The sequence below is a fragment of the Mesorhizobium sp. M1D.F.Ca.ET.043.01.1.1 genome, from assembly GCF_003952385.1.
Taxonomy (GTDB): domain Bacteria; phylum Pseudomonadota; class Alphaproteobacteria; order Rhizobiales; family Rhizobiaceae; genus Mesorhizobium.
Genome location: NZ_CP034444.1, coordinates 4,343,039 through 4,364,393, shown reverse-complemented (window position 1 = coordinate 4,364,393; position 21,355 = coordinate 4,343,039). Strand labels below are relative to the sequence as shown.

30 protein-coding genes are annotated in these 21,355 nt (G+C 64.0%); 16 read left to right on the top strand and 14 right to left on the bottom strand.

Going from position 1 to position 21,355, the window contains the following annotated elements:
* Window positions 1-1,026: a class I fructose-bisphosphate aldolase gene (locus EJ067_RS21190; RefSeq protein ID WP_126087206.1), complete on the top strand. Its 1,026-nt coding sequence runs from the start codon at window positions 1-3 to the stop codon at window positions 1,024-1,026.
* 152 nt (window positions 1,027-1,178) lie between these two features.
* The gene (locus tag EJ067_RS21185; RefSeq protein WP_126087205.1) at window positions 1,179-1,919 is read left to right on the top strand and encodes a thioredoxin family protein; all 741 of its coding nucleotides are present in this window, start codon (window positions 1,179-1,181) and stop codon (window positions 1,917-1,919) included.
* Between the two features lie 78 nt (window positions 1,920-1,997).
* Here EJ067_RS21185 and EJ067_RS21180 read toward each other — a convergent pair whose 3' ends face one another.
* A complete protein-coding gene (locus EJ067_RS21180; RefSeq protein ID WP_096874765.1) occupies window positions 1,998-2,159 on the bottom strand; it encodes a hypothetical protein in 162 nt (53 codons plus the stop codon).
* A 203-nt stretch (window positions 2,160-2,362) separates the two neighbouring features.
* Between EJ067_RS21180 and EJ067_RS21175 the strand changes: the two genes are divergently transcribed.
* Both EJ067_RS21175 and EJ067_RS21170 read left to right on the top strand, forming a co-directional pair.
* Window positions 2,363-2,527, top strand: a complete 165-nt coding sequence (locus EJ067_RS21175; protein ID WP_126087204.1) for a hypothetical protein — start codon at window positions 2,363-2,365, stop codon at window positions 2,525-2,527.
* 221 nt (window positions 2,528-2,748) lie between these two features.
* Window positions 2,749-3,468, top strand: a complete 720-nt coding sequence (locus EJ067_RS21170; RefSeq protein WP_126087203.1) for a YafY family protein — start codon at window positions 2,749-2,751, stop codon at window positions 3,466-3,468.
* Window positions 3,469-3,742: 274 nt separating this feature from the next.
* Here the strand turns inward: EJ067_RS21170 and EJ067_RS21165 are convergent, their stop codons facing one another.
* From EJ067_RS21165 to EJ067_RS21150, 4 genes are all read right to left on the bottom strand, one after another.
* The gene (locus tag EJ067_RS21165) at window positions 3,743-4,444 is read right to left on the bottom strand and encodes a DUF1013 domain-containing protein (protein WP_126087202.1); all 702 of its coding nucleotides are present in this window, start codon (window positions 4,442-4,444) and stop codon (window positions 3,743-3,745) included.
* Between the two features lie 47 nt (window positions 4,445-4,491).
* Complete coding sequence (locus EJ067_RS21160; RefSeq protein WP_126087201.1) at window positions 4,492-4,764, bottom strand: hypothetical protein; 273 nt, start codon at window positions 4,762-4,764, stop codon at window positions 4,492-4,494.
* A 35-nt stretch (window positions 4,765-4,799) separates the two neighbouring features.
* Window positions 4,800-4,940, bottom strand: coding sequence for a DUF1127 domain-containing protein (locus EJ067_RS21155; RefSeq protein ID WP_126087200.1), 141 nt, complete (start codon window positions 4,938-4,940; stop codon window positions 4,800-4,802).
* Window positions 4,941-5,127: 187 nt separating this feature from the next.
* Window positions 5,128-6,138 carry an NAD(P)H-quinone oxidoreductase gene (locus EJ067_RS21150; protein ID WP_126087199.1) on the bottom strand — a complete coding sequence of 337 codons (1,011 nt, stop codon included), beginning with the start codon at window positions 6,136-6,138 and terminating at the stop codon, window positions 5,128-5,130.
* 108 nt (window positions 6,139-6,246) lie between these two features.
* Here EJ067_RS21150 and EJ067_RS21145 point away from each other — a divergent pair, with 108 nt between their 5' ends.
* From EJ067_RS21145 to EJ067_RS21125, 5 genes are all read left to right on the top strand, one after another.
* A complete protein-coding gene (locus EJ067_RS21145; RefSeq protein WP_126087198.1) occupies window positions 6,247-6,441 on the top strand; it encodes a DUF1192 domain-containing protein in 195 nt (64 codons plus the stop codon).
* Window positions 6,442-6,544: 103 nt separating this feature from the next.
* Window positions 6,545-7,792 (top strand): MFS transporter, encoded by a 1,248-nt coding sequence (locus EJ067_RS21140; protein WP_126087197.1) that lies wholly within the window; start codon window positions 6,545-6,547, stop codon window positions 7,790-7,792.
* 32 nt (window positions 7,793-7,824) lie between these two features.
* Window positions 7,825-8,100: a metalloregulator ArsR/SmtB family transcription factor gene (locus tag EJ067_RS21135; protein WP_126087196.1), complete on the top strand. Its 276-nt coding sequence runs from the start codon at window positions 7,825-7,827 to the stop codon at window positions 8,098-8,100.
* Between the two features lie 9 nt (window positions 8,101-8,109).
* Window positions 8,110-8,988, top strand: coding sequence for a helix-turn-helix transcriptional regulator (locus tag EJ067_RS21130; RefSeq protein ID WP_245468332.1), 879 nt, complete (start codon window positions 8,110-8,112; stop codon window positions 8,986-8,988).
* 12 nt (window positions 8,989-9,000) lie between these two features.
* Window positions 9,001-9,297 carry a putative quinol monooxygenase gene (locus EJ067_RS21125; protein ID WP_126087194.1) on the top strand — a complete coding sequence of 99 codons (297 nt, stop codon included), beginning with the start codon at window positions 9,001-9,003 and terminating at the stop codon, window positions 9,295-9,297.
* Window positions 9,298-9,395: 98 nt separating this feature from the next.
* Here the strand turns inward: EJ067_RS21125 and EJ067_RS21120 are convergent, their stop codons facing one another.
* The 4 genes from EJ067_RS21120 to EJ067_RS21105 form a co-directional block, all read right to left on the bottom strand.
* Entirely contained in the window at window positions 9,396-9,869 is a 474-nt protein-coding gene (locus tag EJ067_RS21120; protein WP_126087193.1) for an SRPBCC family protein, read from the bottom strand.
* A gap of 11 nt (window positions 9,870-9,880) precedes the next feature.
* Window positions 9,881-10,216 carry a metalloregulator ArsR/SmtB family transcription factor gene (locus EJ067_RS21115; protein ID WP_126087192.1) on the bottom strand — a complete coding sequence of 112 codons (336 nt, stop codon included), beginning with the start codon at window positions 10,214-10,216 and terminating at the stop codon, window positions 9,881-9,883.
* Window positions 10,217-10,222: 6 nt separating this feature from the next.
* Entirely contained in the window at window positions 10,223-10,879 is a 657-nt protein-coding gene (locus EJ067_RS21110; protein ID WP_126087191.1) for a glutathione S-transferase family protein, read from the bottom strand.
* 91 nt (window positions 10,880-10,970) lie between these two features.
* A complete protein-coding gene (locus tag EJ067_RS21105) occupies window positions 10,971-11,795 on the bottom strand; it encodes an alpha/beta hydrolase (RefSeq protein ID WP_126087190.1) in 825 nt (274 codons plus the stop codon).
* A gap of 93 nt (window positions 11,796-11,888) precedes the next feature.
* Between EJ067_RS21105 and EJ067_RS21100 the strand changes: the two genes are divergently transcribed.
* Window positions 11,889-12,407 carry a helix-turn-helix domain-containing protein gene (locus EJ067_RS21100; protein ID WP_126087189.1) on the top strand — a complete coding sequence of 173 codons (519 nt, stop codon included), beginning with the start codon at window positions 11,889-11,891 and terminating at the stop codon, window positions 12,405-12,407.
* Between the two features lie 255 nt (window positions 12,408-12,662).
* Here the strand turns inward: EJ067_RS21100 and EJ067_RS21095 are convergent, their stop codons facing one another.
* The 4 genes from EJ067_RS21095 to EJ067_RS21080 form a co-directional block, all read right to left on the bottom strand.
* A complete protein-coding gene (locus tag EJ067_RS21095) occupies window positions 12,663-13,064 on the bottom strand; it encodes a hypothetical protein (RefSeq protein ID WP_126087188.1) in 402 nt (133 codons plus the stop codon).
* 230 nt (window positions 13,065-13,294) lie between these two features.
* Window positions 13,295-14,248, bottom strand: a complete 954-nt coding sequence (locus EJ067_RS21090; protein ID WP_126087187.1) for an agmatinase — start codon at window positions 14,246-14,248, stop codon at window positions 13,295-13,297.
* Window positions 14,249-14,470: 222 nt separating this feature from the next.
* Complete coding sequence (gene rpmF, locus EJ067_RS21085; RefSeq protein WP_006203806.1) at window positions 14,471-14,653, bottom strand: 50S ribosomal protein L32; 183 nt, start codon at window positions 14,651-14,653, stop codon at window positions 14,471-14,473.
* A gap of 154 nt (window positions 14,654-14,807) precedes the next feature.
* On the bottom strand, window positions 14,808-15,515 hold the full coding sequence (locus EJ067_RS21080) for a transglycosylase domain-containing protein (RefSeq protein WP_126089680.1): 708 nt from the start codon (window positions 15,513-15,515) through the stop codon (window positions 14,808-14,810).
* Window positions 15,516-15,644: 129 nt separating this feature from the next.
* On the opposite strand from EJ067_RS21080, the gene EJ067_RS21075 reads away from it, so the two are divergent.
* Window positions 15,645-16,562: a polyprenyl synthetase family protein gene (locus tag EJ067_RS21075; RefSeq protein ID WP_126087186.1), complete on the top strand. Its 918-nt coding sequence runs from the start codon at window positions 15,645-15,647 to the stop codon at window positions 16,560-16,562.
* A 51-nt stretch (window positions 16,563-16,613) separates the two neighbouring features.
* On the opposite strand, the gene EJ067_RS21070 is transcribed toward EJ067_RS21075, so the two are convergent.
* The gene (locus EJ067_RS21070; protein WP_126087185.1) at window positions 16,614-17,507 is read right to left on the bottom strand and encodes a LysR family transcriptional regulator; all 894 of its coding nucleotides are present in this window, start codon (window positions 17,505-17,507) and stop codon (window positions 16,614-16,616) included.
* A 105-nt stretch (window positions 17,508-17,612) separates the two neighbouring features.
* Here EJ067_RS21070 and EJ067_RS21065 point away from each other — a divergent pair, with 105 nt between their 5' ends.
* Genes EJ067_RS21065 through EJ067_RS21045 form a run of 5 tightly spaced genes read left to right on the top strand, consistent with a single transcriptional unit; the run spans window position 17,613 to window position 21,130 of the window.
* Window positions 17,613-18,347: an SDR family oxidoreductase gene (locus EJ067_RS21065; RefSeq protein ID WP_189510045.1), complete on the top strand. Its 735-nt coding sequence runs from the start codon at window positions 17,613-17,615 to the stop codon at window positions 18,345-18,347.
* A gap of 7 nt (window positions 18,348-18,354) precedes the next feature.
* On the top strand, window positions 18,355-19,251 hold the full coding sequence (locus tag EJ067_RS21060; protein ID WP_126089679.1) for an SDR family oxidoreductase: 897 nt from the start codon (window positions 18,355-18,357) through the stop codon (window positions 19,249-19,251).
* Between the two features lie 26 nt (window positions 19,252-19,277).
* Window positions 19,278-19,496 carry a 4-oxalocrotonate tautomerase family protein gene (locus EJ067_RS21055; RefSeq protein ID WP_126087183.1) on the top strand — a complete coding sequence of 73 codons (219 nt, stop codon included), beginning with the start codon at window positions 19,278-19,280 and terminating at the stop codon, window positions 19,494-19,496.
* Complete coding sequence (locus tag EJ067_RS35705; protein ID WP_281058927.1) at window positions 19,497-19,625, top strand: hypothetical protein; 129 nt, start codon at window positions 19,497-19,499, stop codon at window positions 19,623-19,625.
* A 59-nt stretch (window positions 19,626-19,684) separates the two neighbouring features.
* Window positions 19,685-21,130, top strand: a complete 1,446-nt coding sequence (locus EJ067_RS21045; RefSeq protein WP_126087182.1) for an adenylate/guanylate cyclase domain-containing protein — start codon at window positions 19,685-19,687, stop codon at window positions 21,128-21,130.
* Window positions 21,131-21,355 lie beyond the last annotated feature (225 nt).

The following is a 21,355-nucleotide window of genomic DNA, read 5'->3' as shown; positions in this document are numbered from 1 at the left end:
ATGAGCGAACGTCTCGAAGACATTGCCGCCGCGATCGTGGCTGATGGCAAGGGCCTTTTGGCCGCCGATGAGAGCTCCGGCACCATCAAGAAGCGTTTCGACGTCATCGGCGTCGAATCGACCGCCGACAGCCGCCGCGACTATCGCGAGATGATGTTCCGCGCCAAGGACGCGATGACCAAGTACATTTCCGGCGTCATCCTCTATGACGAGACGATTCGCCAGAAGGCCGCCGACGGCACGCCGCTGGTCGATATCATCAAGGCGTCCGGCGCCATTCCGGGCATCAAGGTCGATCTCGGCGCCAAACCCCTCGCCGGCTTTCCCGGCGACACCATCACCGAAGGCCTGGACGGCCTGCGCGAGCGGCTGGCGGACTATTACAAGCTCGGCGCCCGTTTCGCCAAATGGCGAGCGGTGATCGACATCGACACCGCCAAGGGCGTGCCTTCGGCGACCTCGATCGCCTCCAACGCGCATGCGCTTGCCCGCTATGCCGCGCTCTGCCAGGAGGCCGGCATCGTGCCGATCGTCGAGCCGGAAGTGCTGATGGACGGCGCCCACTCGATCGACACTTGCTACGAAGTGAGCAAGGCTACCCTGCTGAAGCTCTATGGCGAGCTTTATGCCGCGCGCGTCGTGCTCGAAGGCACCATCCTCAAGCCGAACATGGTCATTTCCGGCAAGAAATCGGGAAAGAAGGACAATCCCGAGCAAGTCGCCGAGAAGACGATCAAATTGTTCCGCGAGACCGTGCCGGTGGCGGTGCCAGGCATTGCCTTTCTCTCCGGCGGCCAGGACGACGAGGAAGCGACGGCCAACCTCAATGCCATCAACGTCATCGGCCCGCATCCGTGGAAGCTCTCCTTCTCATACGGCCGGGCCCTGCAGGCGGCCGCGCAGAAGGCCTGGAGCGGCAAGGCGTCGAACGTCGCCGCCGGCCAGGCGGCCTTCATCCACCGCGCCCATATGAACCACCTGGCAGCGCTCGGAAAATGGCAGCCGGCGCTGGAAAAAGCCGCCTGACATCCGCCTCGCCGCCGCTGAAAGCCCGGGCCATCGGCCCGGGTTTTGCTTTTTGCGGACTGCATTCCCACTTGTGAGGCTCCGGCCGCTACCGGCCGTGTCGGATCGCGCCGATGTCGAACGTCCTTGGCAGGAGAGGACAGGAGATGATCATGCATCGCAATGCCGTGGTTTCGCGAGAGGACTGGTTCGAGGCGCACAGAAGGCACCTCGAGCGCGAGAAGGAGCTGACGCGGTTTCGCGACTGTATCGCCGCCGAGCGGCGGCAACTGCCCTGGCTGAAGCTGCGCAAGGACTATGTCTTCGAAAGCGGGCAGGGGCCGAAGCGCCTCGCCGAACTGTTCGCCGGCAGGAGCCAGCTGATCGTCTACCATTTCATGATGACACCAGGATCCGACCATCGCTGCGAAGGCTGCTCGTTCCTGGCCGATCACATCGACGCCGCCGACCAGCATCTGAAGCACCACGACGTGTCGCTGGTCGCCGTCTCACGGGCGCCGCTGGCCGAGCTCCTGCCCTACAAGCAGCGCATGGGCTGGAAATTCGACTGGGTGTCGTCCTACGCGTCGGACTTCAACTTCGACATGCAGGTCTCCTTCACCGACAGGCAGATCGCGGCCGGCGACACCGTCTACAATTTCGAGAAGCGCCCGCTACGGTCGAGGGACCTGCCGGGCATCAGCGTCTTCTACCGCGACGAAAACGGCGACATCTTCCTCACCTTCATGTCGCGCGCCCGCGGCGGCGACGCGCTGATCGGCGCCTACCACTATCTCGACATGACGCCGAAAGGCCGCAACGAGACCGGCCCCTATCACGGCCTGATGGACTGGGTTCGCCTGCACGACGAATACCAGGCGCAAGGCAAGGATCGGCCGGACTGCTGCGAGTGACCGGCCTCGTTCACCTCCGTCGAAACAGCCGCAGGAGGCCGCCATTCGTAGGCGTCCTCACCTGAATATGGACGTGCCTCAGGCCCAGTGGCCGAGCACGGCGGCCAGCGAGATCGCGGCCATGGCAAGCAGCGCCAGCTTCCAGAAATCGCCGCGGCGCTTCAGCCCCGGCCAGCCGAGCGGCTTGATGATCTGGATCAGCATGATGCCGATGATGACAAGGGCGAGAAGTTTCGTCATGCCGCCTTTGACCAGCATCGCCGGCAGCTGTCAAAGCGGTTCTTGGCGCCTCCGGCAGCCGCATTCGCTCCTGACAGACAACCGGTTGCCCGGGGCCGCGCCAATCTTTCCGGGGCCTGCTTCGGCAACCTGCCAGGCTCCTGACAGACTGCTGTCAGCAGGGGTGTGAGATACTCCTCCCATCAAAAGAGAGGAGTCTGGTCATGAACGGTTTTACCATCCTGCGTAGCGTACAGAACTATGTCGGCAAGATCCGCACCGTGCGGGACGAGATTCGCACCCAGCGTTTCCTGAATACTTTGCCAGCGGACATCCGCAAGGACATCGGCTGGCCGGATCTCTATGACGGCCGCGTGCGTAGGAACTGAAATTTTTGAGCGCACGACTTGGATAGCGACCGTGCCACGCCCAGATGTAATGTCGGTCGAAACGCTGGGTTTCACGAAAGACGCCGTTGTCCCGTGGCGGATTGGCTGCAACCTCCTGACAGTATGTTGTCAGGAGGCTTGCGTTATTGATGCAGCCTTGAACCTGCGGGAACCGGTTTGGGACCGCGGCATGCGTAGAACCGAAACCAAGGGGTCAAACGATGCGCCGCGCCGACAGGCTTTTTCAGATCGTCCAGCATTTGCGCGGCGGCCGGCTGGTCACCGCGCAGAAGCTCGGCACGTGGCTCGAGGTTTCCGAGCGGACCATCTACCGCGACATCGCCGACCTGCAGTCGACGGGCGTGCCGATCGACGGCGAGGCGGGTGTGGGCTACATGATGAGGGAGGGTTTCGACCTTCCGCCGCTGATGTTCACGCGTGACGAGATCGTGGCGCTGGTTGCCGGCGCCCGCATGGTGCGCGCCTTCGGCGGCGCCGCGATGGCAAGGGCCGCCGACGAGGCGCTGGTCAAGATCGGCGCCGTGCTGCCCGACACGGAAAAGGACCGCATCGCGCGCACCGAGATCCATACGCCGATGTGGGTGGTGAGCGATGCCGCGCGGGAAGCGATCGATCTGATCGAGCGCGCCATCGAGAAGCGCCAGGTGCTGACCATCGACTATTCGGATGAGGCCGGCCGCGGCACGGCACGCGACATCCGGCCTTTAGGCCTGTGGTTCTGGGGCAAGGTCTGGACCCTGGTCGCCTGGTGCGAGATGCGCGACGATTTTCGCGCCTTCCGCATCGACCGCATCGCCTCGGTGGTGATCGCCGGCCGCGTCTACAAGCCGGAGCGCGGCAAGCAGCTCGCCGATTTCTACCGCGCCGTGGAGCGCAGCGAGGATTACGGCATGGCGCCCGACCGCGCAGCGCGGACATGATCCCTCCCAAGCGACTTGTCCAACAAAAAGGCCCGCTCGAAGCGGGCTTTTTTGTTGAAGCATGTCTCCCGAAAGTGGGAACCGGTTTCGGGATAAAGACGTGCGTAGAATCAAGAACCTAAAGCGCACGGAGCGAATCTGAAGATCGCGACGCGCTTTAGAGCATTCCAGGAAAAGTGTGTAACGGTTTTCCGTTCGGAATTGCTTAAAAACAAATACTTAGAGCGGTTCGGCGATTCTATGAATCGCTGAAACGCTCTAGACCCCGATAAGCCTACTCCTCGCCGTCGTCCTGGTCCTTGTCCTTCGACTTCAGCGCCGAAAGCTTGGCGAAGACGGCGTTGGCGTCGAGTTCCTGATCCTCGTCCTTCGGCTTCTCCGGAGCCGGCACCAGCCGCTCGGTGAGCGCCGCCGGCAGCAGCGTGTCGCCGGCGACAGGCTGCGCCTGCTCGCGGCCGCGCGAGGCGCGATTGACTTCGAGGTCGAGGTCGATCTGCGAGGTGAGGCCGAGGGTCACCGGATCCATCGGCTGCAGGTTGGCCGAGTTCCAATGCTTGCGCTCGCGGATCTGCTCGATCGTCGACTTGGTGGTGCCGACCAGGCGGGCGATCTGGGCATCCTTGAGCTCGGGATGGTTGCGCACCAGCCACAGGATGGCGTTCGGCCGGTCCTGGCGCTTCGACAGCGGCGTGTAGCGCGGGCCCTTGCGCTTCGATTCCGGCACCCGCACCTTGGGGTCGGACAGTTTCAGCCGGTGGTTCGGGTCCTTCTCGCCGCGGGCGATCTCGTCGCGGGTGAGCTGGCCGGTCATGATCGGGTCCATGCCCTTGATGCCCTGCGCCGACTCGCCGTCCGCGATCGCCTTGACCTCCAGCGGATGCAGCCCGCAGAACTGCGCGATCTGCTCGAAGGAAAGCGCGGTGTTGTCGACCAGCCAGACGGCGGTCGCCTTGGGCATCAGCAGCGTATTGGCCATGTCAAAAATCCTTCTCGTTCGCCCGCGTTCCCGCGCGGGCGGTGGTTTTAGAGCCACCAAAATGGGAAATTCGCGGCCTGTATAAACGCTCCCTCACATTTTCGCAATGTTTTTGGAAAGGGGCCAAAGCGCGTCGCGCCGAAGCGGATGCGGGCGACCCGCTTTAGGTATTTGTTGCGCATGTCGTTTTCCCAAAAACCGCTGCGCACTTTTGGGCGACAAGCATTGAGACAGCCCCAAAAAGACAAAACCCGCTGGACGAGGTCCAGCGGGCTTGGAACCGGAAACGAAGCAAGCGTCTCGACGGCTCTGGCTTGCATGTCGCAGCCCGGCCTTGCGGTCGGGCTGCTTGTGATTACACCGCCTGGCGGGCGATGCGCTCGATGTCGGCGCGGTTGATGCCGAGGTCGTTCAGCTGACGGGCATTGAGCTTGTTCAGCTCGCGCACGGTCTCGTTGTACATGCGCCATTTACGGAAAGCACGGATCGGGTTCATGATGGTTCTCCAGTCGTTTGGTCAAATTGTTCGATGCCGCGTAAATAGGCACGCCTGCCCACAAATTGAACGGACGCTTTTGCATGGCCGCAATGCGTTTTGTGCATTGCAGCATTAAGCCTTTGTTCAGCTTGTCGCGGGGGAATGCCCAGGCCCAGGATGGGTCCAGATTCAGGTGGGGCCCATCCTAACCGACGTCGAGCACGATCTTGCCGATATGCTCGCCCTCCTCCATGCGCTCATGCGCCCGCCAGGCTTCCGTCAGCGGAAAGATCATGTCCATGACCGGAGCGACCTTGCGGGTTCCGAGCAGCGGCCAGACCTGGGCCTCGAGCGCACCCGCGATGGCCGCCTTGAATTCGACGGTGCGGGGCCTGAGCGTCGAGCCGGTATGGACAAGGCGCTTGACCATCAGCTTTGCGAAATCGGTGCTGGCGACGGCGCCGGCCTGCACGGCGATCTGGACGATGCGCCCTTCGATCGCCGCGGCATCGTAGTTGCGCGCCACATAGTCGCCGCCGACCATGTCGAGGATGACGTCGGCGCCCCGGCCGCCGGTCGCGTCCTTGACCTCGGCGACGAAATCCTGCTCGCGGTAGTTGATCGCCCGGTCGGCGCCGAGCCTCAGGCAGGCGTCGCACTTCTCCTTGCTGCCGGCCGTAGTGACGACATAGGAACCGAACGCCGAGGCCAGCTGTATGGCCGTGGTGCCGATGCCCGATGAGCCGCCGTGGACGAGCAGCGTCTCGCCCTTTTTCAGCCCGCCGCGCTCGAACACATTGTGCCAGACGGTGAAATAGTTCTCCGGCACGGCGGCGGCCTCCGAATAGGTGAAGCCGGCCGGGATCGGCAGCACGCTGCCGGCATGAACCTTGACATATTCGGCATAGCCGCCGCCCGGCGTCAGCGCGCAGACCCGGTCGCCGATGCGCCAGCGCGATATCTCGTCGCCGAGCGCTGCGACCTCGCCGGCTACCTCGAGGCCGGGCAGGTCCGAGGCGCCGGGCGGCGGCGGATAGGCACCCTTGCGCTGCTGCACGTCTGGCCGGTTGACGCCGGCGGCATGCACGCGGATGAGGATCTCGCCGGGACCAGGCGAAGGCACGTCACGCGTCTCGGGCTTGAGCACCCTGGGACCGCCGGGCTGCGAGATCGCGATGGCCGTCATCCTCGCCGGAATCTTCTGTCCGCTTGCCATGGATTGTCCGTCTCCTCATGCCGTTGGCCGGCTATTTGCATCAGCACCCCCGCCCTATGTATGCTCATTACCAAATCAGGCAAATGGCCAAGTGAGGGAGGAGCGACGATGGCGATCTTCGACGACGAACCCAAGAAGAAGCCGCGCCCGCACGAGATCGGCCAGGATCTGTCGTTGCTGTCCGCCGACGAGTTGTCCGAGCGCATTGCCCTGCTGCGTGACGAGATCGCCAGGCTGGAAGCAGAGCGCGCCGCCAAGGGCGCCACCAAATCCGCCGCCGAGGCGCTGTTTCGCCGGGGATAATCCTGGCGGCGTGTTCGCCCGCCCCGGAAAAGCCTGAAAGCGACTGCCAGACACCTTTCCTCTGAAACCACCTGTGCTCCGAAATTTCCAGCCGGATCAGCCCATGTTCGCTACCTATCGACCGATCCTCTCGCTGCTGCGCGGCACCGCATTCCTGCTGGCGGCGTCGGGCCTGCATGGCCTGCTGCTGCCGCTGCGCGGCCAGGTCGAAGGGTTCTCGACCGCCTCGCTCGGCCTGATGGGCACGGCCTGGGCCGGCGGCTTCGTCACCGGCTGCTTCTTCGCGCCTCGCCTCGTTCGCCGCGCCGGCCATGTCAGGGCCTTCGGCGCCTTCGCCGCCTCCGGCGCGATCATCGCACTGCTCACCGGCCTCATCATCGACGAATATTTCTGGATCCTGCTGCGCGCCTTCACCGGCTTCACCATGGCCGGCGCCTTCATGGTCATCGAAAGCTGGCTGAACGAGAAAGCCACCAACGAGAACCGCGGCACCGTCTTCGGCCTCTATATGATGGTCACTTATGCCTCGATCATGGGGGGCCAGATGATCGTCGCGGGCGGCGACGTGAAATCGGCCTCGCTGTTCATGATCACCGGCATCCTGTTCTGCCTGTCGCTCATTCCGACCGCCGTCTCGACGCAGTCGCATCCCAAACCGCTGCAGGACGTCAAGCTCGACGTCAAAGGCCTATACGCCAATTCGCCGGTTTCGGCGGTGGCCTGCCTTCTGATTGGCATCGCCAATGGAGCCTGGGGCACGCTCGGCGCCGTCTATGGCGCCCGCATCGGCATCTCCACCCCCGAGATCGCGTTGATGATGAGCCTTGTGGTCGTCTCCGGCGCAGCCATGCAGCTCCCGGCGGGGCGGCTTTCCGACACCACGGACCGCCGTTTCGTGCTGGCCGGCGCCGCCTTTGGCGCGGCGCTTTTCGCGGTGCTGATCTTCCTGATCGAGCCGCATTCGGGCGTCTTCGTCATCGTGCTGACCGCCTCCTACGGCGCCTTCGCCTACACGCTCTATTCGATCGCCGTCGCGCATGCCAACGACCACGCGCGGGCGGAGGATTTCGTCAAGGTTTCGGGCGGCCTGCTTCTGCTTTACGGCTTCGGCACCATGATCGGGCCGCTGCTTGCGGCGGCCCTTATGGGCTGGCTGCGCCCCGAAGCGCTCTTCCTTGCGACCGCGCTCGCCCATCTCAGTCTCACCGGCTACACGCTGCTGCGCATCCGCGCACGCGCGCCGGTGCCGATCGAAAACCGCGAGGCCTTCAAGACGCAGCCCGCCGACCGCGCCGTCACGCCCGAGGCCACACGGCTCGATCCGCGCAGAAAGGTTGAAACCAATAGTTGAGATTCGCAAGACTTTGCCTCACAAATGAAGGCATGATCTTTTCCGACGCCTTCGTGGCGATAGCCGATCCCAACCGGCGTTATCTCTTGGAAGAACTCCGGCGCGGTCCGAAGACGGTGAACGAGCTGGCTGCCGGATTGCCCGTCTCACGCCCGGCCGTTTCCCAGCATCTCAAGGTCCTGCTTGACGCCGGCCTGGTCAATGCCAAGGCTGAAGGCACAAGGCGCGTCTATACCGTCAGCGGCGCCGGCTTCCTCAGGCTCAACATCTGGCTCGACCAGTTCTGGGAGACGGCGCCGGGGGAATAGTCTTTGGCCGTGAATGCATGCCGCTCAGAAAGTGTGCAGATGCGCGCCTTTCAATTCCTTCCGATCGATGGTTTGGCTCCCTATGTCGACAGGATTTGGGGATGGGAAAGTGTCGGCGGCGAGCGGGTCGACTTGCCTGTGCTGCTTCCCGGAACCGGGGCCGAACTGTATTTCCACTACCGTACGCCGTTCAGGCGGTCGGTGGCTGGTGGCGCACCGGAAACCTGTTCCGTCGCCCACTTGTTCTACATTCGCCACCGGCCGCTGGAACTGTTGCCATCAGACGACGTAGGTTTCGTCGCGGTGCGCTTCCGGGCCGGCATGATACATCGATTTGTCGATATGCCGGGCAGAGACATGATGGATCGTGCCCTTTCCGCGCAGGACCTGTGGGGGGCGGCGGGCCAAGAGTTGGCCTGGCGTGTAGTCGGCGCGGAGACGCCGTCCGCCCGGCTCCTGCTGATCCAGCGCTTCCTTGCAGAACGCCTGTCCCGCGCGGCGCCGGACATCGTCTTCGAGCACGCAATGGGCATGCTGTATGGCGATCCTGCCAACCTTGCGATCGACCGGTTGACGGACTGCGTCGGACTCGGGCGCCGTCAGTTGGAACGCCGTTTCGCTAGGATTGCCGGGCAGACACCAGTCGAGATTCGTAGTCTGGGACGCCTCCAGAAGACGGTTCGCGCCCTGATGCTGGATGAAAGCGCAAGGACCGCAGACGCGGCGCTGGCATACGGCTATTACGATCAGGCTCACTTTATCCGCCACTTCCGCGAGCTGGTTGCTGTGTCTCCGCAGCGCTACCTCAGAGAGGCTCGCGCCAGGACGCATTTTTACAATACTTCCCGTCGGGTTGGATCGATGCTGATGGCTCCTTCACACCTCTAGGAGATTGTCATCATGCATCTTTTGCTGGCGGAATTGAGTGCCCGCCCTGCCTGTGCCGGCGAAGTCGAACAGATTCTGCGCAAGCTAGTGGATATCGCAAGCGGCGAAGAAGGCAATGTGCGCTATGCGGTGCATCGGCGGAAGGAGGACCCCAATGCCTTTGTGGTCTACGAGCTCTATCGAGACGCGGCGGCGTGTGACGCGCACCTCGCATCTCCGCCGGTGAAGCAGGCGTTGGAGCGCTTCGAGGCGCTGCTGAGTGCGCCGCCACGGCTCGTTTTCTGTGATCTGGTCGCTGCGGCGGAGTAGGACTCCTTAGCTGGACCTGCTTCACCATGCAGCGACGAAAAGCCAAGCATTTGACAGGTAGAGGGCGGCTCGCCGTTTCCGTGAAATGATGAAACGCTCTACTGCTTCATGTCGCCAGTTGCCAATGCCGCCCCGAGCGCATCGAGCAGCTCGCCCGTCCCATGCTCGCGCGTGGACGGCGTATCGATGCCGTCGAAGAAGGCTCCTTGCTCCGTCATGATAAGCCGCGTGCCCTTGCCTTCTGCGATCAGCTCGATCGTCGCAAGCGACACCGAGACCCGGGTTTCGCCGAACAAAAGCTCATAGCTGTAGACGATACGCCGGTTCGGCACGATGTCCTGATAGACCGCGTTGAAGAAATGCATCTGCCCGTCGCTGGGGCAGCCGGCGTTCACCTCCTTGCCGCCGACGCGAAAGTCCATCTCATGCCGGCTCGGCATCGGATTGTCCGGATCGAAAAACCAGCGCTTCTTGGCCGCCGGATCGCTGAGCGCGAAATAGACCTTTTCGGGCGCCGCCGGGTAGACGCGCTCGATGACGAAGGTGGAATGGACGACGGATCGTTTGGTCATGACGGCGTTCCTCAGTTTTGGTCCTTGGTTTCGACGAGAAAATCGCCGAGCCGGTCAAGTCGGCGCTCCCAGGCTAGCCGCCGCTCGTTGATCCAATGCTCGGCAGCCCTGAGCGCGTTCGGCTCGATCCGGCAGGTACGCACCCGGCCGAGCTTCTCGCTGCTCACAAGGCCGCTCGCCTCGAGAACGCTGAGATGCTGGACGACGGCCGACAGCGACATCGCCAGCGGCTCGGCCAGCTGGCTGACCGAGGCCGGCCCGCGCGACAGCCGGTCCACCATTTGGCGCCGTGCCGGATCCGCGAGCGCCTGGAACATCAGGTCGAGCTGGGCGGGATCGTGCAGCATCGCGGGCTAGCCGTTGTTGTAGGGGAAGAGCTTGAAATAAGGCTGCGCTTCCTCGATCACGCGGGCGAAGGCCGGCCGTTCGAGCAGACGGTCGTGGTAGCGTTTCACGGCAGGGAAACTGTCGCCGAGCGGCTCGACCTTGTTGGCATAGAACAGCGCCGGCGAAGCGGCGCAGTCGGCCATGGTGAAGGTCTCGCCGACCGCCCAGATCTTTCCCTGCATCTCCTTTTCGATGATGGCGTAGGAATTGCGCAGCTGCGCCCGGGCCTCCTCGACCCCGAACGGGTCGGTCTTGTCTTGCGGCCGCAGCCGGTCCGCGACGATCTTCTGCATCGGCTGCTGCACGTAGAAGTCGTAGAAGCGGTCGGCCTGGCGGACCTCGATGGCGAGATCGATGGCGGCGGGAATGAGCTCGACCGGCCCGGGGTAATGGGCCGCGAGATATTCGACGACGATGGTCGATTCCAGCACGGTGCGGTCCCGCGCGTCGTCGCGCAGGGCCGGCATCTTGCCCGTCGGCGAAACCTTCAGGAAGGCCGCGCGCGATTGCTCCTCGGCAAGATCGACGATCACCGGCGTGAAGGGCGTGTCGTTCTCGTAGAACGCGATCAGCGGTTTCCAGCAGAAGGAGGCCAGCGGATGGAAATGCAGCGTCAGGGACATTTTTTCTCCTGTGGTCGGGCGTCGAGGCAATACTGAAGTGATCACTTAACTATTTTCCTGGACCGCCGGAGTCAAGGCTGGCCGTTGCCGGCTAGCGATGCGTCGCGATGGCTTCGATGATTTGCGGCCAGTCGTTGCGGTGCAGTTCGTGGCCGCCGCCTTCGATCCGCACCAGCCCGGCGCCGGGAACCGCCTTGCTGAGCGCCTCGCCATGCTCGATCGGGAAGATCGGATCGGCGGTGCCGTGGATGACGATGAGTGGCGCCGTCAGGTCCTTTATCCGCCGCTCCGGACCGCCGCCCTTGAGCAGGAAATGATTGGAGGCGCTGGCGAGGCCGCCGGAGCGGTCGTAATCCTCTTCAATCATCGCGCGTGTCCGTTCGCTGTCGAACGGATGCAAGGTGCTGGCAAGTGCCCGCGCATCCTTGACCATGAAGTCGAGCACTTGTCTCCGGTTCGACCAGTCTACATCGGCGCCTTGCGCGGAATGCTCCTTGTAGGCCGTGGTCGTTCCGGGCAGGCCGGACGTATCGACGCCGAGCGGCGAGCTGGAGATCACCGTGAGCGCGCTGACGCGCGTCGGATATTTCAGCGCCACCATCTGCGCGATCATGCCGCCCATGGACATGCCGACGACATGCGCCCCGGCGAGGCCGTGGTCGTCGAGCACGCGGACGGCATCGTCGACCATGTCCTCGAATGCATAGGGCGGCTTGCCCGGCTTGTACTTGGTCGACAGGCCGGTATCGCGATTGTCGTAGCGGATGACGAAGCGGCCGCGTTCGGCAAGCTGCCGGCAGAAGGCTTCCGGCCACCAGAGCATGGAGGCCATGGCGCCCATGATCAGAAGGATCGCCGGATCGGACGGATCGCCGAAGGTCTCCGAGACGATTTCGGGGCGCGGCAAAGCGGTCATCCTTCTCTCCTCTCCCAATCCGATTGCATTTTGCAATCAGTTGCACGATAATCAAACCGATATCATAATGCAACCGGTTTTTTGGAGATCGTCATGAACACCGAGCATCGCTCCAGCTGCCCGATCAATCTGTCGCTCGAGGTCTTTGGCGACCGCTGGAGCCTGATCATCCTGCGCGACATGATCTTCGGCGGCAGGCGGCATTTCCGCGAACTGCTCAACGGGTCGCTGGAACGCATCGCCTCCAACATCCTGGCCGACCGGCTGCGGCGGCTGATGGAGCTCGGCCTGCTGACCAAGGCCGACGACCCCAGCCACAAGCAGAAGGCGATCTATAGCCTGACCGAGATGGCGATCACCCTGGTGCCGATCATGGCGCATCTCGGCGCCTGGGGGCGGGTGTGGCTGCCGGTCAGCGAGGAGCTGTCGATCCGCGCCGAGCTGCTCGAGAAAGGCGGCCCGCCGCTATGGGAGCAGTTCATGGACGAGCTGCGCCACGAACACCTCGGCGCGCCGGTGAAGACGCCGCCGGGCGCACCGACCGTGCGCCGGCAACTGCAGGCTGCCTATGAGGAAGTGGTCGCCCGGAAGGCGGAGGCGATGGCAGGCTGAGGCGGGGCGAAGAAACTTCGTCATTCCAGGGCGAAGCAGGAGCGAAGCTCCGTCGCGGAGACCCTGGAATCCATGCCGTTAACTTGGCCGAGGAATGCCGCGGAGCAGAATTCTGGACCGTAGTAGCGCTTCCAAGCCACGGCATGGATTCTATGGTCTGCGCGCGTCGCTTCGCTCCTTGCTCCGCCATAGAATGACGACGCGATCAATGTGCTTCGCCAATCGCGAAGTCATGCGACCAGAAATTCTATGCCTTCAGTTCAGGTTTATATCGCGGCTGGCCGATCGCATCGACACCGAGAAGCCGGCGAGCACGTCGAACAGCGCGATGACCATCAGCGTGAAGAACACCGAGTGCGCCGCGCCCTTCACCAGCAGGAATTCGACCAGGAAGGCGATGAAGACCAGCGTCGATAGAAGATGATCCAGGATCGAGGCATTGGTCGTGCGCACCGATTTTGAGATCTCGATGAACAGGAAGATCAGCCCGATCAGCACCATGAGGTCGCCGAGCGTCATCGAGAAGACGCCGCCCGACATCATGCGGAACGAGAACATCTCGATCATCCATGGATCGTCGCCGCCGCCGAACAGCCCGAGCAGTCCGAGATTGTAGAGGACGAAGGGCACGATCAGCAGCGGGATGGCACCGAACATCTGGGCGTCTCCAATGAGGCACCCTTTTGTAAAATCCGCGGCAGGCACGCCGTCAAGGCTTTTCGGCGGCGACGCCGAACACGCTCTAAGACCTAATGAAATAACGATGTCAGCCGGTTGCCCGGCCGACATGCCGTCGCTCGCGTCACCGGCCTACGGCACGGAGCATGTCTTGCGAAAGTGGGAACCGGTTTTCGCGGCGGATCATGCTCTGGCAATTCAGCGAAGGTCTAGCGCTTGAAGTAGCCGGCGCGCACAGCGGCGCCAATGACGTTGAGGATGATGTTGCCGGCCGTGATCGCGGTTATCTCGTTGACATCGCGCGACGGCGCGATCTCGACGATATCCATGCCGACCAGCTTGCCCTTGGCGATCAGCCCCTTGATCAATTCGATGGTCTGCCGGTAGCTGACGCCGCCGGGTGACGGACCTTCAACCGCGGGCATCACCGCGGGATCCAGGCCGTCGGCGTCGATGGTGAGATAATAGCGGCCGCGGTCGGGAATGCGCTTCAGCAGCGCCGCGGTGCCGATATCCTGCCATTCGTTGGCGGTGATGATGTTGGAACCATAGGCGCGTGCTGCTTCCACCTCCTCGCCGCGGGCGCTGCCCTGGCCGCGAATGCCGAGCTGGAAGATCTTGTCGATATGCGCCATCTCCGAGGCGCGGCGAATGGGGCTTGAATAGCCTTCCCTGACGCCGTTGACGTTGTCGCGCCAGTCCAGATGGGCATCGACCTGCACCAGCGTGACCGGACCCTCGCCATCCAGCGCGCGCAAGATCGGGATCGGAATGCCGTGATCGCCGCCAATGGCGATCGGCAGCGCGCCGGCCGTGCGGATCTTGCGGATCGTAGCCTCGGCCAGCCCGTAGTGGCCTCTGGGATCGGCCACGCTTGCGGGCACGTCGCCGACGTCGGCCACTCTTATGTCCTGGCCATCGAACAAGGTGCCGCCGATGTCGAAATCGTAGCGGTCGAGCCCGAGGCTGACGCGTTGCGAGGCCCGCCGCACCGCGGTCGGCGCGTTGGTCTGGTCATTGACCAGTTCGTCGATCGTATAGGGATCGCCATAGGGCATGCCGATGATCGCGACATCGGCCTTCAGCGCGTCGAGGTCATCGACCAGCGGAAAGTTCATGAATGTCCGGAAGACATCGCGCGGCGCGGTGGTGAGCTTAGACATGTGGTTCCTCCGCCTCGATGCCGTCGGGTGCTGACGCCGGATGTGGAGAGACATGGCGTCTCACGTTGAGGAGATACAGCACCTCGGCCGCGGCGGATATTGCCACCGGCGCCGGGTTCTTTGGCATAGGCAACACGATGCCTCTGGGGCTTAAACCGGCGCAAACGCAAAAAGACCGGCCAGAGGCCGGTCCTTCGACACGTCGCAAACCGTGGAAGCTTCTCAGCTTTCCTTCGGCTCCAGCACCTGGCGGCCGCGATACATGCCGGTCTTCAGGTCGATGTGATGCGGGCGGCGCATTTCGCCGGAATTCTTGTCCTCGACATAGGTCGGGGCCTTGAGGGCGTCGGCCGAGCGGCGCATGCCGCGCTTCGACGGAGAGGTTTTTCTTTTTGGAACGGCCATGGATATGCTCCACTAGATGGTCAAAATGCCCCGGCAACCCTCGCGAAAGGGCCGCATCGAGGCCATAATCTGAGAAAGTCGGGTGCCTATACACGCCTTGCGCTGTTTTGGCCAGCGCCGCTCGCGAAATTTTTTAAGCCGACGCCGGTCCGCCTCAATCGAGACAACCGACATAGGCGCCCGAGCGTCCCGCGCGGCGCTCGATCAGGTTGGCGAGACGCCTCAGACCAGGCCCCGGCTTCGCCGGATTGCGCGCGATCGGGTTGGGCAGGCTGACGGCAAGAAGTGCTGCCTGCCGGCGCGACAATTGCTTGGCCGAGACGCCGAAATGATGCCGCGCGGCGGCCTCGATGCCATAGATGCCAGGTCCCCATTCGGCGATGTTGAGATAGATCTCCATGATCCGCCGCTTCGACATCACCGCATCGAAATAGACGGCCAAAGGCAGTTCGACCACCTTGCGCACGCTGCCCAGCGGCCGCGACCACAGGAAAAGGTTCTTCACCGTCTGCATGGTGATGGTGGAGGCGCCGCGCGTCGCCTCGCCGGCGAGCGCATCGTCGACCACGCCGCGCAATTCGCCGAGATCGACGCCGCGGTGGAAGCAGAACTGCCCGTCCTCCGACATGATCACCGAATGTGCCAGCACTGGCGCCACGTCGTCGATCGACACCCAGCGCCGGTCGTATCCTGAGAAGGTGGCTAGGTCCTTCAGCATCAGCGTCGAAACCGGATGCACGAAGGGCGGCAGATAGAGGAAGGTGAGCACGACCGGGATCGTCGCCAGCACGATCGCCGCGGCCAGACAGCGCCGGCCAAGGCGCTTGAGACCGGCGCGGTTCAGGCGCCGCGGCCGCGCCATGTCCAGCCCTTCGCTTTCATGTTCGACGATCGGTTCCGTCAAGCCGCCCCACCCGTGCCACTCGCTACCCCGGCATAATGGCGCGAGGCTTCTTGCGCAATGTCTGAGTGTCGGCTACCGGTCCCGGCCATGATGAAAGACGACCAGACGGCCTTCGAGTCCGCGCTTTTGGCGTACGCCGCGACGGTCGAGGCGCTGCTGCGGCAGGTCCTCGATCCGCGCCCGCTTTCCGGTGAGATCGCCCGGCCGGAACGCCTGATGGCGGCGATGCGCCATGGCGTGCTCAACGGCGGCAAGCGGCTCCGCCCTTTTCTGGTCATGGAAAGTGCGGCGCTGTTTTCGGCGGACAACGAGGCGGCGCGGCGGGTCGCGGCGGCGCTCGAATGCGTGCATTGCTATTCGCTGATCCATGACGATCTGCCGGCCATGGACGACGACGATCTGCGCCGCGGCCAGCCGACCGTGCACAAGGCCTTCGATGAGGCGACCGCCATCCTTGCCGGCGACGCGCTGCTGACTTTGGCCTTCGACATCCTCGCCGACGAGGCGACCGCGTTGCCGGCCGAGCGCCGGGCGGCGCTGGTGCTGGCGCTCGCCCGCGCCGCGGGCAGCGGCGGCATGGTCGGCGGCCAGATGCTGGACCTGGAGGCCGAGCGCAAGCGGGCGGACGAGGCCGGCATCATCCGCCTGCAGGCGATGAAGACCGGCGCCTTGATCCGCTTCGCCTGCGAGGCCGGCGCCATCGTCGCCGGCGCGCCCGCCGCCGATCGCGAAAGGCTGGCGGAATTCGGCTCGGCGATCGGCCTTGCCTTCCAGCTCGCCGACGACCTGCTCGACCTCACCGCGGATGCCGAGCAGATGGGCAAGGCGACGAAGAAGGATGCCGCCGCCGGCAAGGCGACGCTCGCCGCGCTGCACGGCGCCGACTGGGCGCGCGAGCAGCTCCACGGCCTGATCGACCAGGCGCATGCGCTGCTGGAGCCCTATGGCGGGCAGGCGGATATGCTCAAAGCCGCCGCGACTTTCGTGGCGACGCGCAACAGCTGAGACGGGTTACGGGCAGGCGACGGTCGTGCCGGCATCGCACCAATCCGATCTTCACAGCCTTGCCTCCGCGAAAATGCGGGATGCCCATTCCAGGAAGGCGCGCAGCCGCGGAGCGAGCTGCCGGTTCTGCGGATAGAGCGCCGATAGCGGCGTTGGCGTCGGCGGGAAATCCTGAAGCACTTCGACCAGCGTCCCGTCCGCCAGATCCTTTTCGAGCCGATAGCGTGGCGCTTGGATAAGCCCGAAACCCAGGCGCGCCAGCGCGGCCGCAGTGTCTGAATTGTTGACCCTTACCCGACCCGGCAGCGCAAGCCGGTGCACCCTTGCTCCGATGGTGAACTCCAGCGGCAGGATTTCTCCTGTGCGCGAGGAGACGAAACCGATGGCCTGATGGCCGCCCAGTGTGTCGGGCGACGCCGGCACCCCATGACGCTCCAGATAGCCCGGGCTCGCACAGGTGATTTCGCCGATCATCGCCAACCGCCGCATGATCATGCCGCTGTCCTGCGGCTCGCCGGCGCGAATGACGCAGTCGACGCCTTCGCGCACCAGGTCGACCAGCCTGTCGCCCTGGCCAATATGCAGATCGATCTCAGGATAGCGTTCGAGGAAGGCCGGCAATTCCGGCAGCAGGAACCGCTGCGTGAGCAGCGGATGCGCGTCGATGCGCAGCAGGCCGCGCGGTTCGGCGCTGCGGAACCCGGCCTCGGCATCCTCCACTTCACCCAGGATCGACAGGCAGCGCTCGTAATAGGCCTGCCCGTCGAGCGTCGTGGCGACATGGCGCGTGGTCCTGTCCAGCAGCCTTGTCCCCAGATGATCCTCCAGCTGCTTGATCGCTTCGGTGGCGGTCGAACGCGGCAGGCTAAGATCGGCCGCCGCGGCGCTGAAGTTGCGCCGCTCCACCACCCGCACGAACAGCCGCATCCTGTCGAGTCGATCCATGTCGGATTGTTCGCTCTATCCGAATACTGCTGTCAATAGCCGGCCGATTATCCGGCAGGAGATACCGTCTATATCCGTTCTGCAACAAACAAACGGAGATCGATCATGCAGAAGACAAGGACAGCGATCGTGACAGGCGCGTCAAGAGGCATTGGCGCGGCGATCGCCAAGCGACTAGCCCAAGAGGGCATTGCCGTCATCGTAAACTATGCGCGCGGAAAGGACGCCGCCGACGAGGTCGTTTCGGCCATCGAGGCGGCCGGCGGCACTGCTCTCGCGGTCCAGGCCGACATCGGCGATCCGGCCGGCATGGCCGCTTTGTTCGACGCGGCGGAAAAGGCATTTGGCGGGGTCGACATTCTCGTCAACAACGCCGGCATGATGAAGCTCTCGCCGATCGCGGAGACCGACGAGGCCCAATTCGAACGCCAGCTTGCCGTCAATCTCGGCGGCCCGTTCCGCGGCATGCGCGAAGCCGCCCGGCGCCTGAATGATGGCGGACGCATCATCAACTTTTCCTCGAGCGTGGTGGGCTTCTACCAGCCGGCCTATGGCGTCTACGCCGCAACCAAGGCCGGCGTCGAAGCCATGACGCATATCCTGGCCAAGGAGCTCGGCCCGCGCCGCATCACGGTCAATGCCGTAGCGCCCGGGCCGATCGACACCGAACTCTTCACCGACGGCAAAAGCGCCGCGCAGATCGAGGCGATCACCAAGCTTGTTCCGCTTGGCCGCCTTGGCCAGCCTGACGATATCGCCGGGCTTGTCGCCTTCCTCGCCGGTCCGGACAGCCAGTGGGTCAACGGCCAGATCATCCGCGCCAATGGCGGCGCCATTTAAGGGCACGATCATGCAGCAGACGATACTTATCACCGGCGCGTCGAGCGGCTTCGGCGCGATGACGGCCAAGGTTCTCGCCAGGGCCGGTCACCGCGTCTATGCCTCGATGCGCGATCCGCAGGCACGCGGAGGCGCCGCAGCGGCCGAAGTCGAAAGGCTGGCGCGCGACGAGAAACTGCCGATCCGCGCCATCGCGCTCGACGTGCTGTCCGAACCATCGATCGAGGCGGCCGTCAGAACCATCATCGAGGACGCCGGCCGCATCGACGTCGTCATCCACAATGCCGGCCACATGGTGTTCGGACCGACCGAAGCCTTCACGCCGGAGCAGTTGGCGGCGCTCTATGACGTCAACGTGCTCGGCACCCAGCGTGTCAACCGGGCGGTGCTTCCGCATCTGCGCGGGTTCGGCCGGGCTCTGATGATCTGGGTCGGGTCGAGCAGCACGCGCGGCGGCACGCCGCCCTTCCTCGCGCCCTACTTCGCCGCCAAGGCGGGCATGGACGCGCTGGCGCAAAGCTATGCGCTGGAGCTTGCCCGTTTCGGCATCGAGACGAGCATCGTGGTGCCGGGCGCGTTCACGAAAGGCACGGAGCACTTCGCCCATTCCGGCAAGCCGGCCGACACCGAACGCGCCGACGCCTATTGGTCGGGACCCTATGCCGGCGTGGACGAGCAGGCGCTGAAGGGCCTTGCCGGGCTGGAACCGGCCGATGCCGATCCCTCGAAAGTCGCCCAGGCCATCGTCGATCTCGTCGCGATGCCGCATGGCCGCCGGCCGTTCCGCGTCCATGTCGATCCGTCGGACGACGGCGCGACCATCGTCAACGGCGTCGCCGACCGCGTCCGGGCGCAGCTTCTTGAGCGCATCGGTCTCGCCGACCTTCTCCATCCGTCGCTGTAAGACAACAAACCCGAAAGGACCCCGAAATGCCCTTTGCCAACTTCAAGACGCCCGAAGCCGCCCTGACAAGGGCGCAGAAGGAAGAACTCGTCCACAAGACCACGCAGATGTTCGTCGACTATTTCGGCGAGGCTGTGCGCCCCTACACCATGGTGCTGATCGAAGAAGTTCCGGATGGAGGCTACGGCCGCGCCGACGAAGTCTTCATACTTCCCGACGCCTACCGGGCGAAAGATACTGTCTGATTGAACGACGAGGCGACGACGCTGCCGGCCGAGCGCCGGGCGGCGCTGGCGCCGGCGCTCGCCCGCGCCACGGGCAGCGGCGGCATGGTCGGCGGCGCGCCTGCTCCATTGCGCCGCGTTCCGTTCTGAGCCTATTCGCATCGCGCCGGTTTTTTAGTAGGCTGTCAGGAGGAAGTTGAGGATCCGACGTGACGGTAGTCGACGATCGTCTTCTCGAAAGCAGGATGACCAAGGTCGAGCAGTCGCGAGCCTGGAGCCCACGCGTCATCTCGAAATTCGAGACGCTGATCAGGAGTTCCGACGACCAGTCGCTCTATCGCGTCAATCCGCTGACCTTTGCGCGCGACCGCGCAATCGCCGAGCCGGAGGCGATCGACCTCTTCCTTCATGCCGCCCGCTGTGGCCTGTTCGACATGAGCTGGGATGTGATCTGTCCCCAGTCCGGGATGGTGCTCGACAGTTTCGGCGCCCTGCGCACGCTGAAGACCCACTATGTCTGTGGCCTGTGCGACGTATCGGGCGACACCAACCTCGACGACTTCATCGAGGTCACCTTCTCGATTTCGCCAAAGTTACGGCGCCTGCCCTATCACGATCCCGAGACGCTCCCTGTCGAGGATTTTCACTGGAAGCTTCACTTCGGACATGACGGGCGGCTACCGGGGCAACACGTTCGCTTTCTCGACGTCCTGCGCGGCTTCATTCGGGGCATGACGTTTCTGCCGCCCGGCACCACGACAGTGCTCCGCGCCGACCTGGGACCGGGCGCGCTTGCGGGCGTCAACGTGCAGACGCAGGCCGCTTTCGCTGTGCCTATATCAGGCGATCCGGTGTTGGCGCCGACACTTCTGAAGGTCGATTATGACGGCAAGCGCTTCTTGCCGGCGTTGCCCGCCGTGCCACCGGGTCCGATTGTCATTGAGGTGGCGAACAGGGGGCCGGTGCGAGGTTCCTTGCTTGCCATCAACTGGCCGCCCGAGCTCGTCGCGCTGACCAACAAGCCGGCCCTCGATTTCGACCCCTATGTTTCCGGTGGAGCGCTGCTAGCGCGGCAAACCTTCCGCCAGCTCTTCCGGTCCGAACGTGTCGACGAGAAGGAGGGGCTCGGCATCCGGCAGATCACCTTCCTGTTCACCGACCTCAAGGGTTCGACCGCCATGTATGAGCGCCTGGGCGACCTCAACGCCTATGCTCTGGTCCGCGAGCATTTCGCTCTGGTCAACGCGGCGGTTCAGCAACATGCCGGAGCGGTGGTCAAGACGATCGGGGATGCGGTGATGGCTGCGTTCTCGCGGCCGTCGGATGCGATTTCGGCCGCACTCCACATCTTTGAAGAAATCGATCGCTTCAACGGCGACCATGACGGGCCGGGGATCATCCTCAAGATCGGCGCCCATTGTGGGCCGTCGATCGCCGTGACGCTCAACGACAACCTCGACTATTTCGGCCAGACCGTGAATGTGGCCGCGCGCGTGCAGTCCCTGGCGGAGGCCGGACAGGTCTGCATTTCCGAGGCGCTCCATGCCGCGCCCGGCGTCGGCGAAATGCTTGCCGGCCATCGTGTCGTGGCATTTGAGGCGCCTCTTCGGGGCGTGGAGGGTGATGCGACCGTCTATCGCATTATGCGCGGCTAGCCGCGATTAGCGCGCCAACTCCCTTCGCAATGCCTGGAACCTGAGCCCGTGACGTCCGCCTGGCGAGCGCAGTCAATTCGATTGCGCCCTCGAAGCACCGCCTTCCGCTTGTTCGCAACGAACCCATCACGGCTCGCCGTCGGCCGAATATTGCATGATTCGATTGCCTGAGCCGATTGGTGCTACACTGGCAACCCGGTCAACGCCGCAGAGCCCTGTTCAAGA

Coding starts and splice junctions, on each gene's coding strand:
- EJ067_RS21190 (WP_126087206.1), top strand. CDS start 1: ATGAGCGAACGTCTCGAAGACATTGCCGCCGCGATCGTGGCTGATGGC.
- EJ067_RS21185 (WP_126087205.1), top strand. CDS start 1,179: ATGCATCGCAATGCCGTGGTTTCGCGAGAGGACTGGTTCGAGGCGCAC.
- EJ067_RS21180 (WP_096874765.1), bottom strand. CDS start 2,159: ATGACGAAACTTCTCGCCCTTGTCATCATCGGCATCATGCTGATCCAG.
- EJ067_RS21175 (WP_126087204.1), top strand. CDS start 2,363: ATGAACGGTTTTACCATCCTGCGTAGCGTACAGAACTATGTCGGCAAG.
- EJ067_RS21170 (WP_126087203.1), top strand. CDS start 2,749: ATGCGCCGCGCCGACAGGCTTTTTCAGATCGTCCAGCATTTGCGCGGC.
- EJ067_RS21165 (WP_126087202.1), bottom strand. CDS start 4,444: ATGGCCAATACGCTGCTGATGCCCAAGGCGACCGCCGTCTGGCTGGTC.
- EJ067_RS21160 (WP_126087201.1), bottom strand. CDS start 4,764: ATGCAAGCCAGAGCCGTCGAGACGCTTGCTTCGTTTCCGGTTCCAAGC.
- EJ067_RS21155 (WP_126087200.1), bottom strand. CDS start 4,940: ATGAACCCGATCCGTGCTTTCCGTAAATGGCGCATGTACAACGAGACC.
- EJ067_RS21150 (WP_126087199.1), bottom strand. CDS start 6,138: ATGGCAAGCGGACAGAAGATTCCGGCGAGGATGACGGCCATCGCGATC.
- EJ067_RS21145 (WP_126087198.1), top strand. CDS start 6,247: ATGGCGATCTTCGACGACGAACCCAAGAAGAAGCCGCGCCCGCACGAG.
- EJ067_RS21140 (WP_126087197.1), top strand. CDS start 6,545: ATGTTCGCTACCTATCGACCGATCCTCTCGCTGCTGCGCGGCACCGCA.
- EJ067_RS21135 (WP_126087196.1), top strand. CDS start 7,825: ATGATCTTTTCCGACGCCTTCGTGGCGATAGCCGATCCCAACCGGCGT.
- EJ067_RS21125 (WP_126087194.1), top strand. CDS start 9,001: ATGCATCTTTTGCTGGCGGAATTGAGTGCCCGCCCTGCCTGTGCCGGC.
- EJ067_RS21120 (WP_126087193.1), bottom strand. CDS start 9,869: ATGACCAAACGATCCGTCGTCCATTCCACCTTCGTCATCGAGCGCGTC.
- EJ067_RS21115 (WP_126087192.1), bottom strand. CDS start 10,216: ATGCTGCACGATCCCGCCCAGCTCGACCTGATGTTCCAGGCGCTCGCG.
- EJ067_RS21110 (WP_126087191.1), bottom strand. CDS start 10,879: ATGTCCCTGACGCTGCATTTCCATCCGCTGGCCTCCTTCTGCTGGAAA.
- EJ067_RS21105 (WP_126087190.1), bottom strand. CDS start 11,795: ATGACCGCTTTGCCGCGCCCCGAAATCGTCTCGGAGACCTTCGGCGAT.
- EJ067_RS21100 (WP_126087189.1), top strand. CDS start 11,889: ATGAACACCGAGCATCGCTCCAGCTGCCCGATCAATCTGTCGCTCGAG.
- EJ067_RS21095 (WP_126087188.1), bottom strand. CDS start 13,064: ATGTTCGGTGCCATCCCGCTGCTGATCGTGCCCTTCGTCCTCTACAAT.
- EJ067_RS21090 (WP_126087187.1), bottom strand. CDS start 14,248: ATGTCTAAGCTCACCACCGCGCCGCGCGATGTCTTCCGGACATTCATG.
- rpmF (WP_006203806.1), bottom strand. CDS start 14,653: ATGGCCGTTCCAAAAAGAAAAACCTCTCCGTCGAAGCGCGGCATGCGC.
- EJ067_RS21080 (WP_126089680.1), bottom strand. CDS start 15,515: ATGGCGCGGCCGCGGCGCCTGAACCGCGCCGGTCTCAAGCGCCTTGGC.
- EJ067_RS21075 (WP_126087186.1), top strand. CDS start 15,645: ATGATGAAAGACGACCAGACGGCCTTCGAGTCCGCGCTTTTGGCGTAC.
- EJ067_RS21070 (WP_126087185.1), bottom strand. CDS start 17,507: ATGGATCGACTCGACAGGATGCGGCTGTTCGTGCGGGTGGTGGAGCGG.
- EJ067_RS21065 (WP_189510045.1), top strand. CDS start 17,613: ATGCAGAAGACAAGGACAGCGATCGTGACAGGCGCGTCAAGAGGCATT.
- EJ067_RS21055 (WP_126087183.1), top strand. CDS start 19,278: ATGCCCTTTGCCAACTTCAAGACGCCCGAAGCCGCCCTGACAAGGGCG.